Origin of the sequence: Pseudomonas sp. R62 (assembly GCF_000257605.1) — a bacterium.
Taxonomy (GTDB): Bacteria; Pseudomonadota; Gammaproteobacteria; order Pseudomonadales; family Pseudomonadaceae; genus Aquipseudomonas; species Aquipseudomonas atacamensis.
In genome coordinates, this window is the sequence record NZ_JH635998.1 from 3,342,152 (window position 1) to 3,351,928 (window position 9,777).

At 59.2% G+C, this 9,777-nt stretch carries 11 protein-coding genes and 1 pseudogene; 6 read left to right on the plus strand and 6 right to left on the minus strand.

Annotated elements, in window-relative coordinates; translation table 11 throughout:
- Positions 1–303: 303 nt before the first annotated feature.
- From OQK_RS16130 to OQK_RS16140, 3 genes are all read left to right on the plus strand, one after another.
- Positions 304–933 carry a nucleotidyltransferase domain-containing protein gene (locus tag OQK_RS16130; protein WP_016773290.1) on the plus strand — a complete coding sequence of 210 codons (630 nt, stop codon included), beginning with the start codon at positions 304–306 and terminating at the stop codon, positions 931–933.
- Positions 896–1,315 carry a hypothetical protein gene (locus OQK_RS16135; protein ID WP_038861005.1) on the plus strand — a complete coding sequence of 140 codons (420 nt, stop codon included), beginning with the start codon at positions 896–898 and terminating at the stop codon, positions 1,313–1,315. The genes OQK_RS16130 and OQK_RS16135 overlap by 38 nt, the downstream gene beginning before the upstream one ends.
- A 139-nt stretch (positions 1,316–1,454) precedes the next feature.
- The gene (locus OQK_RS16140; protein ID WP_016773292.1) at positions 1,455–1,694 is read left to right on the plus strand and encodes a hypothetical protein; all 240 of its coding nucleotides are present in this window, start codon (positions 1,455–1,457) and stop codon (positions 1,692–1,694) included.
- A gap of 134 nt (positions 1,695–1,828) precedes the next feature.
- On the opposite strand, the gene OQK_RS16145 is transcribed toward OQK_RS16140, so the two are convergent.
- From OQK_RS16145 to norR, 5 genes are all read right to left on the minus strand, one after another.
- Positions 1,829–2,578 (minus strand): YkgJ family cysteine cluster protein, encoded by a 750-nt coding sequence (locus tag OQK_RS16145; protein ID WP_016773293.1) that lies wholly within the window; start codon positions 2,576–2,578, stop codon positions 1,829–1,831.
- Positions 2,579–2,661: 83 nt separating this feature from the next.
- Entirely contained in the window at positions 2,662–2,988 is a 327-nt protein-coding gene (locus OQK_RS16150) for a hypothetical protein (RefSeq protein WP_016773294.1), read from the minus strand.
- A gap of 154 nt (positions 2,989–3,142) precedes the next feature.
- Entirely contained in the window at positions 3,143–3,625 is a 483-nt protein-coding gene (locus OQK_RS16155; protein WP_016773295.1) for a GNAT family N-acetyltransferase, read from the minus strand.
- A 3-nt stretch (positions 3,626–3,628) separates the two neighbouring features.
- On the minus strand, positions 3,629–4,531 hold the full coding sequence (locus OQK_RS16160; protein WP_016773296.1) for a chemotaxis protein CheV: 903 nt from the start codon (positions 4,529–4,531) through the stop codon (positions 3,629–3,631).
- A gap of 316 nt (positions 4,532–4,847) precedes the next feature.
- Complete coding sequence (gene norR, locus OQK_RS16165) at positions 4,848–6,410, minus strand: nitric oxide reductase transcriptional regulator NorR (RefSeq protein ID WP_016773297.1); 1,563 nt, start codon at positions 6,408–6,410, stop codon at positions 4,848–4,850.
- A 163-nt stretch (positions 6,411–6,573) separates the two neighbouring features.
- Between norR and hmpA the strand changes: the two genes are divergently transcribed.
- A complete protein-coding gene (gene hmpA, locus OQK_RS16170; protein WP_016773298.1) occupies positions 6,574–7,755 on the plus strand; it encodes an NO-inducible flavohemoprotein in 1,182 nt (393 codons plus the stop codon).
- 222 nt (positions 7,756–7,977) lie between these two features.
- Positions 7,978–8,487 carry a disulfide bond formation protein B gene (locus OQK_RS16175; RefSeq protein ID WP_016773299.1) on the plus strand — a complete coding sequence of 170 codons (510 nt, stop codon included), beginning with the start codon at positions 7,978–7,980 and terminating at the stop codon, positions 8,485–8,487.
- A 141-nt stretch (positions 8,488–8,628) separates the two neighbouring features.
- Here the strand turns inward: OQK_RS16175 and OQK_RS29980 are convergent, their stop codons facing one another.
- The gene (locus tag OQK_RS29980) at positions 8,629–8,964 is read right to left on the minus strand and encodes a hypothetical protein (RefSeq protein ID WP_156045085.1); all 336 of its coding nucleotides are present in this window, start codon (positions 8,962–8,964) and stop codon (positions 8,629–8,631) included.
- A gap of 350 nt (positions 8,965–9,314) precedes the next feature.
- Here OQK_RS29980 and OQK_RS16180 point away from each other — a divergent pair.
- Positions 9,315–9,777 (plus strand): annotated as a pseudogene (locus OQK_RS16180) (cytochrome o ubiquinol oxidase subunit II); the annotation flags it as partial.

Genomic DNA, 9,777 nt, shown 5'->3' on the forward strand with positions numbered 1-9,777 from the left:
CAGTTGGTGTAGCCAGTTTGGCCGGCGCCGGTTTCAGCGCGAACCACAGGCCGGCGGCTGCCAGCAGAATCAGGAGAGTGGCCAGCAGGATTTTGTTTTTCTGGATGGACATGCGCGGCGCCGAAGTCTGGAGTTTGGGCAGATTGACCAGTTATAAACCGGTCAGGCGGTCGGCAGGGTGACGGCTGGCTGTCAGGATTGTCAGTTTCCGACGTTAATTGCACTGGCTGCGATTACCGTTGAGTTGATAAGTCCCTAAAAGGGACCTATCGTTCCTGTTTTGGGACTCTTCGGTTTGCGCCAGTGGAAAACCTTTCTTTAAGCGAAGCCCTGTTCACCGCCACCCAGCAAAAAGTGTTGGGATTGTTGTTCGGCAAGCCTGACCAGACGTTCTACGCCAACGAAATTGTGCGCTGGGCACAGGTTGGCAAAGGCGGCCTGATGCGTGAACTTGATCGATTGCAACGAGCCGGGATCCTCAGTATGACTCGAGTGGGTAACCAGACCCATTACCAGGCCAACCCCGCATGTCCTATCTACGCGGAGCTTCTGGGCATCACGCGCAAGACATTCGGTGTTGCCGAGCCTCTTCGTCAGGCATTAGAACCGTTTGCCGAACAGATCACGTGGGCGTTCGTGTATGGCTCCATCGCCAAAAACTCGGCGAACACACTCAGTGACATAGATGTCATGCTGATTGGCGAAGGCCTGCACTACAGTGAGTTGATGGAGCGACTCATGCCGTTGGAGGAGCAATTGGGGCGTCCCATCAACCCGACGCTATACACCCCGCAAGACTGGGCTACGAAGCTGGCGGCACAGAACAGTTTTGTCATGCGAGTGATGCAGCAGGAAAAAATCGATCTGTCAGGGGCAAACCCTTTGGAGTCCAAGGATGGGCAGCAACGAGAGTCTGGAGAATCTTCTACGTAGCGGTGTACTGAAAGCGGAGCCACCTGACCGCAAGGAGTGTGAGGGGCTGATGCGCTCGGCTCTGGATAGGCTCAAGGATGCGCACACCTGCACACTGTCGTTTTCCAGCCGGTTCGATTTGGCCTACAACGCCGCTCACGCGCTAGCGCTGACAGCTCTTCGCCTGAGTGGCTATCGATCGGACAAGCGCTATCTGGTATTCCAGTGCCTGATCCATACCACGCAAAGCAGCAAGGTTCAGGTGCGATTGTTTGCGCTGTGCCATGAGCGGCGCAATCTCGCCGAATACGAAGGCTATATGGATGAAGATGACGCGCTTCTTGAGCAATTGCTGGAGAGCACGTTGCAATTGTTGGGTGACGTTCAACAACGCATGAACTGAAATATCATCACGCAGTGTCAGTGCCAGGCAGCCATTCAGCGCACGGTGCAAATCTTCAGATGCCGAGCCAGAGCGCACAGGTATACTGCGCGCCTTTGCGGCTCACTGATCGGGCCGACTTTTTGTTCCCGGAGCTTTTATGACTTCCCCGACCCAACCGCCGGTTGACGACGCTGTGAGCGACGTCCCGGCTGAAGTGGCTGACGCCAGCGAAACCAAGGCCGAGATCCCGGCGTTCAAGTTCCCGTTCAAGCCGGGCGAGCTGGCTTCGGCGAAAGGCTCGAATCAGCCGTGGTACAAGAATGGCGCGAAGAATGGCCACACCAAAACCCCGGGCATGGCGCCGCCGGGCACGCGTCGGTCGATGGGCAAGCGCTGACATCGGAAAGTGATGGTGCTTGTGCTGGCCTCTTCGCGAGCAGGCTCGCTCCCACATTGGATCTGTGTAGAACCCAAACCTGTGGGAGCGAGCCTGCTCGCGAAAGCGACATCCGCTACAGCACAAATATCAGATCAAGCCGCGCGCAATGAAATAAACGCATAAGTCTGCGCCGGTTCCGTCACCACTTGCCCGCCCGCAGCCAGCACTTGCCCGGCCACGTCATCGCCGGACAAATGAAACAGCCATTCACTGGTTCGCGCCGTCAGCGGTTGCGCGCTCACCTGGTCGATCACCGCTGCAAACGCATCCATGTTCGGCAAGTACGCGGTGAACCCGTCGCCCTTGAGCGCCGTGGTGCGAATCCCCAACGTTGCGCAGATCGCATCCTTGAGTCTGATGTCATCCCGATCCGCCTGACGCGAACGCTGGATCAGCTCAACCAGTTCCCGATCAACCAACTCGCTGCCCACGATCAGCTCCGGCCCCTGTTCCCAGGACTGTGGCGGGCAATCCTTGGCAGCTGGATTGAGCGGGATGTGCGGATTGATTTCCGCCGGGTAAATCCGGCACACCAGCGGGCGCCGCTCGTAGATCCGGCAGCGCTTGTCGTCGTCAAGATTCCGGCAGGGGCCGACGTTGTAGGCGGCAAAGGTGATCGCCACGTGAGCATCAGTAGTGCCGCTGCGGACCACCGCCGAACGGCGCTCGGCATGTTCGCGCTGCTGCGCTGGCAGGCCCAGGCCATTGCCGAGAAACGCCTCGACCAGCACGATCACCTGACCGCCATCGGCCGCCCACATGCGGGCTTCGGCGAGCGTCAGCGGGACATGGTGGTCGGTGCAGCACTTGCCGCAGCCTACGCAGGAAAACGTCGTATTCATTGAGCGATCTTTCTTCAATCAGGGTGTGAAACGACGGCGGAAAACCATCGCACAGAACCGGATCGAAGCAAGGACTGCGCCACTCAGTGGGTGTTCGTGGCCGGGCGAATCGAATCCCACTCGGTGACGAACGCGGTTTTCGACTGTTTGTTGTACAGGCACAGCTCGCTGCCTTGCTGGCCTTTCATGTGTTTTTGCGGGTATTGGCCTTGCAGCAGAACGGCGGTGTAACCGACGCGGTCGTCGAATTGCGCAGGTGTGCCGACCGGTTTGACGTTTTTCAGACCGCTGGCCTTGGTGCAACTGGCGAGCACGGTCTTGTCATAGGCAGCCCAGGCGTCGGGGCTGGAGGCGTGGGCCTGGGAGGCGAGGGCGGTGAGGCTGAGCAGCGCCAGGGTGATGGCTTTCATGGTTGGGGCATCCTTGGTTATGGCCAAGGTTGGAGTCTGCCTGAAGAGTTTTGTTGCCTGGGGCACCGCTAAAAGATCGCAGCCTTCGGCAGCTCCTACATGGATATGCGGTTTCCTGTAGGAGCTGCCGGAGGCTGCGATCTTTTGACTTTGATCAGTTCGGCACCAATTCCCGGCGGACCACACACATCCCGACACTCTCATACAACCGCTGCGCCCGCAGGTTGTCCTCCAGAACCCGCAAATCGACAAACCCCTCGCGCCGCTGTTGAAAGACGCTGAAGGCATGCAGCAACAACGCGCGTCCAAGCCCCCGGCCCTGCATTCGCGGGTGCACTACCAGATTCTTGATATATGTACTGGTCCAGCACTGCGCTACGCCCACCACGCCCTCGGCATCGCAGGCCACGAAACACAACGCCGGATCGTATTCAGGGTCGCTGGCAAAGCGCTGACGCCAGTCGTCCAGTGACGGCACTCGACCGCCACCTTCCAGCTGTCCGAGCTGCATCAACTGATGCACCGCCGGCGCCAGTTCCTCGCGGTAGACGGACAGCTCAATCCCGTCTGGCCACTGCGCATCCGGCACCGCTTCACTCAAGTCGCGCCGCAGCAGAAAGCAAAACGTCTCGGCCAAGACTCAGTGCCCGTTGGCCGCGACGTGCTTGGCCGCTTCGATCAGACGTTGGGTCAGCTCCGGCGAGGAGAACTTGGTCAGCACCGCATTGGCACCGGCCAGTCGGGCCTTTTCACTGTTCATCGCGCTGTCGAGGGAGGTATGCAGCAAGACGTACAAGTGCGCAAAGTCCGGGGTCTCGCGCAGGGTTCGGGTGAAGGCGTAGCCGTCCATTTCCGACATTTCGATGTCGGAGACGATCAGATTGATCTGCTGCGCGGTGCCTTGCAGGTCGAGCAGGCAGTCGATGGCTTCCTTGGCACTGCGCGCGGTGTGGCATTGCAGGCCGAGGTTGCGCAGGGTGTGCACCGATTGCTGCAGCGCCACCTGGCTGTCATCGACCACCAGAATGCGCGCATTGCCGAGCACTTCGGCGTCTTCCATGGTCAGGTCGGTCGGCGCCATTTCGATCTGCGCCGGGGCGATGCTGTGGATGACTTTTTCGATGTCCAGCACCTGCACCAGCGTACCGTCCACCGAGGTCACGCCGGTGATGTAGGCGCGCGAGCCGCCAGAGCCGAACGGTGGCGGCTTGATGTCGGTGGTCAGGCAATGGACGATCTTGCTCACCGCCTGCACATGCAGACCCTGCTTGGAACGGCTGACATCGGTGACGATCAGGCAGCCACCGTTGGGATCTTCCAGAGGCCGCTCGCCGATCGCGCGGCTGAGATCGATCACCGACAGCGATGCACCGCGCAGCGAGGCGATGCCTTTGACGTGCGGGTGCGACTCCGGCAGCTTGGTCAGCGGCGGGCAGGGGATGATTTCACTGACTTTCAGCAGGTTGATCGCCATCAGCTTGCCGCTGCGCAAGGTAAACAGCAGAAGCGAAAGTGAATCTGCGCGGGCTTTGGTGGAGGACATAAGAACCTTCTGTGGGGCGAGAGTGGGAATCGCCAGAAACCTTTGATGCCGTGTTATCGGCGTTAAAGGGATGGGCTTTAGGTTAGTTGTCGGGTAGTCGGCTTGAGTTGATCGCTGTTCTCTCTATCACTGCCCCTCACCCCAGCCCTCTCCCAGAGGTAGAGGGGGCCGACGGAGGTGTCTGGCGTTTTACACCGACCTGAACGACCGAGTCGATTATGGATTCGGAAGAAATCTTTCACGTCAGTGGAATTCTTCAATATCCCCCAATCAGTCCCCTCTCCCTCTGGGAGAGGGCTAGGGTGAGGGTGTGCTTTTAGCTCTTCATGCCTAGTCGTTTGGCCATCCGCCCCAGATTCGCCCGATCCACCCCCAACTCCCGCGCCGCACTCGCCCAGTTATCCTGATGACGCTCCAGCGCTGCACTGATCAGGCGCCGCTGAAACTCATCGGTGGCACTGCGCAGATCCGCGCTGATTATCGGCAGCACATTGGCCAAGTCGGCACTGGCAGGCGCAACCACGTTGTCCACAACCTCACGGGGCAGATCCAGATCCGCCGCGCTCAGACTCAGAATCTTCGGCCGCACTTTGCAGTTACCCAGCGCCTTCAGCGCACTGCGCCCGATCAAGTGCTCCAGTTCGCGCACATTGCCCGGCCAGGTATAGGCGAGCAGCGCTTCCTGAGCATCACTGTTCAAACGCAGGCTATTGAGGCCCATGCGCGAGCGGTTCTGCTCGAGAAAGAAACCACTGAGCAACAACACATCACGCCCACGATCACGCAGGGCCGGCACCCGCAGCGGGTACACGCTCAAGCGGTGATAAAAGTCGGCACGGTAGCGACCGCTGCGCACTTCTTCGGCCAGATCGCGATTGGTCGCGGCAATCAGACGCACGTCGACCTGGTGCTCCTTGTCCGAGCCCAGGCGCTGCAATTGACCGCTCTGCAATACGCGCAGCAACTTGGCCTGGACCGTCAGCGACAGCTCGCCGACTTCATCAAGAAACAGCGTGCCGCCATTGGCCAGTTCGAACTTGCCACGCCGGTCGCTGGTGGCGCCGGTGAAGGCGCCGCGCACGTGGCCGAACAGTTCGCTTTCCACCAGCGTGTCGGGGAGGGCGGCGCAATTGAGGCTGATGATCGGTTTGTCGGCGCGCGCGGAGGCGGCGTGAATCGCTTGGGCTACCAGCTCTTTGCCGACCCCGGTTTCGCCGGTGATCAGAACAGTCAGATCACTGCCGCCGACCAGATTGATTTCTTCCACCAAGCGTTTGTGCGCTTTGCTCTGGCCGATCATTTCGCGGTGCTGCTGACCGCTGGCCTGACGATAGACCTCGGCGCGCTGATGCTCGTCTTCAGCGCGGGTGGCCAGACGTTCGATGCGTTCGGCGGCGTTGACCGTGGCCGAGGCGAGGCTGGCGAAGGCTTGCAGGGCGTCGAGTTCGATCGGCTCGAAACGCTCGGGGTCCAGTGCGTCGAGGGTGATCAGGCCCCAGAGTTTTTCATCGACGAATAAAGGACAGCCGAGGCAGTCGTGAACTTCCAGATGATCGTCGAGGCCATCGACCAATCCGTCATAAGGATCGGGCAGGTCGCTGTCGGCAGCGAAGCGCGTCGGCCCGGCGCCGGCCAGCAAGATTTCAAAACGCGGGTGCTCGCTGACCTTGAAGCGCCGGCCGAGAGTGTCGGTGCTTAGACCGTCCACCGCCAGCGGCACCAAGGACTCGCCATCCAGACGCAACAACGCGGCGGCATCGCAGGGCAACAAAGCGCGCATGGCCTCGAGCAAACGCCGATAGCGCTCACCTTCGGGCAGTTCGCGGGAGAGGTCGGCGACCAGAGGCAGCAGGGCGGTAAGCAAGGATTTGGCGGTCATGGTTATGTAGTCAAAGAGACAAGGTGTAGTCGGGATGACTATACGTTCATTTGTGTCGAAATGACTATGAGGGGTTCAAACTGTTGAATTAAAAGGATTAATTAGTTGGCACGAAAGCTGATATCCCTAATGCAATCTTTCAAGAAAGCGCAGGAGTCACCTTATGCTTAGCGTCCAGGATCGTGCCATCATCAAATCCACCGTGCCTCTGCTGGAAAGCGGCGGCGAGGCGTTGATCACGCATTTCTACCGCATGATGCTCTCCGAATACCCGCAAGTGCGCCCGCTGTTCAACCAAGCGCATCAGGCCAGTGGCGATCAGCCGCGTGCCTTGGCCAACGGCGTGCTGATGTACGCCCGGCACATCGATCAGCTCGACCAGTTGGGCGATCTGGTGGCGAAGATCATCAACAAACACGTCGCCTTGCAGATTCTGCCAGAGCATTACCCGATCGTCGGCACGTGCCTGCTGCGCGCCATTTCCGAAGTGCTCGGCGAAGAGATCGCCACGCCTGAGGTGATGAGTGCCTGGGGCGCTGCGTACGGGCAACTGGCCGACATCCTGATCGGCGCCGAAACCGCGATCTATGACCAGAAGGAACACGCTGTCGGCGGCTGGCGCGGTGCGCGGGAATTCATCGTTGCGGCGAAAGTGCAGGAGAGCGCGGAAATCACCTCGTTCTACTTCGAACCGGCGGACAAAGGGCCGATTCTTGCGGCCGAACCGGGTCAGTACATTGGCATGAAGCTGATCCTCGACGGCGAAGAAATCCGTCGTAACTATTCGCTGTCGGCACTGGCCAACAATGGTCAGTACCGCATCAGCGTCAAGCGTGAACCGAATGGTCGCGCGTCCAACTACCTGCATGATCAACTGCACGTCGGCGCGAGCATCCAACTGTTCCCGCCGTCGGGCGAATTCACCCTGGCGGCCAGCGACAAACCACTGGTGCTGATCAGTGGCGGCGTCGGCATCACCCCGACGCTGGCGATGCTGGAAGCAGCGCTGGCGACCGAACGTCCGGTGCACTTTATCCACTGCGCGCGTAACGGCAGCGTCCACGCATTCCGTGACTGGGTCGATGGGCTGGCGGCGCGTCATCCGCAGCTCAAGCGCTTCTATTGCTACGCCGAAGAAGATGGGGTCAGCCCGGCGGCGGACAAGGTTGGCCTGCTCAACGAAGAACTGCTCGGCCAGTGGCTGCCGGCGCAGCGTGATGTCGATGCTTACTTCTTGGGACCGAAAGGGTTCATGGGCGCGATCAAACGGCACCTGAAAGCGTTGGGCGTGCCGGAGAAGCAGAGCCGTTACGAGTTCTTCGGCCCGGCTGCTGCTCTGGAGTGATCCGAGACCGAGTTGTCTCGTTCGCGAGCAGGCTCGCTCCCACCGGATTTGCGTTCGACGCAGTTCCATTGTGGGAGCGAGCCTGCTCGCGAATCTTCTGCGCGCCGCAAAGCCATGTTGGTTAATCATTCCTTAACCGCTCTATCGTTTATTGCCCCGGTGTAGACTTGCGACAATTTCAGCCGCCGGCCGGCTGGACCATGGACTTACAAAGGAAAGGCAATGAGCGAGGAAACGATGCGGTTGGGGCGTGAGCGGCGCTATCTGGTGTTGCTGGGGATCATCTGCCTGGCGTTGATCGGCGGCGCACTTTACATGCAGGTCGTGCTCGGCGAAGCACCTTGCCCACTGTGCATTCTGCAGCGCTATGCATTGTTGCTGATTGCACTGTTCGCCTTTATCGGTGCGGGCATGCGCAGCCGTCGCAGCATCACCGTGTTCGAGACGCTGGTGGTGATCTGTGCGATCGCCGGGGCCGGTGTGGCCGGGCATCACGTCTATACGCAGTTCTATCCGGCGGTGAGCTGTGGCGTCGATGTGCTGCAGCCGATTGTCGATGATCTGCCGCTGGCGAAGATCTTCCCGCTGGGCTTCCAAGTCGACGGTTTCTGCTCGACGCCGTATCCGCCGATCCTCGGTTTGTCGCTGGCGCAATGGGCGCTGGTGGCGTTCGTGCTGGTGGTCATTCTGGTGCCGTTGCTGACCTCGCGTAATCGAAAAGCGCTGCGCTGAGTCAACTTCTCGGCAGAGCTGCCGATAAACAAAACGCCCCGGTTTTCGCTGCTGAAAATCGGGGCGTTTTGCATTTCAGAGCGTTTGTGAAAACACCGTGACGAACGGCAATGAAGCGTGCGGCAAATGTGCGACATGTTGTCACACAGGGGCTGTCGCAGGGACTCGGGATGCGGCGGATTGGCCGCCTGTTACATAAAAACATTGGCCAGTTTCAGCGTTTTCGGGCTTGAGCACGGACGTACCAGAGCAGGCAGTTTTAACAGGCGCCGGCAGATGGGCGAAGCCCTTGGAACATCGGGCTTTGCGCCGCTCCAGCGTTTGTAGATCGGGTGCAGAGCTGTCTGATTTGAGGCGGTTACGCTGGCAGATTTTGCCGCTTTTATTGAGAAACGCTTTCGATAACTTGCGCAACTTTTGCAAAAATGGCGATGGATTGTTGCTCTGAGTGATAAAAATTATTTCGGGATAAGACATGGTGTATAGGGCGCTACCTATCTACAATCGCCCGCACTGAATTCCCGACGCTGTTCAGCCTTTATCAAGGAACTGATCAGGAGGTCGGGTGTCGAGCGAGCCGCGAGGCTTTCGAGACACCCTGGTGTCGGTGCCTTTCCAATTTTCCGCACCAAATGGAATTGGTCTGTAACAAGGCCTTTGACCACGAATTCGAATAAGAACTGAACGCTGTCCCAAGGTTTTGTCGAGCGTGTGACGCGCGACGGGCGGCCCTTATTCAATCCAAAGAAAATGCCAACCCTTGGCAGGGTGAAGTGTTGGCGATCAAAACCCAACTGCATTGCGCAAGCTGCTTTAGAGGTCGTGAGATGAGTAAAAACAGGTACCCCAGATTACTAGGCCTAGTGCCGCTGCTCGGCACGTTGTTGCTGGGAGGCTGCAACATGACCTTGCTCAATCCAACGGGCCAGGTCGGCCTGGAACAGCGCAACCTGATCATCACCGCCACGCTGCTGATGCTGTTGGTCGTCGTGCCGGTCATCGTCATGACCTTCCTGTTTGCCTGGAAGTACCGCGCTTCGAACAAGAACGCGGTCTACACGCCGAAGTGGTCGCACTCGACCAAGATCGAAGTGGCCGTATGGACCATCCCGGTGCTGATCATCATCGCCCTGGGCTACATCACTTACATCTCGACTCACGAGCTGGACCCGTATCGTCCGATCGAGTCTGACGTCAAGCCGGTGACCATCGAAGTCGTCGCGCTGGACTGGAAGTGGCTGTTCATCTACCCGGAACAAGGCATTGCCACGGTCAACAAGATCGTGTTCC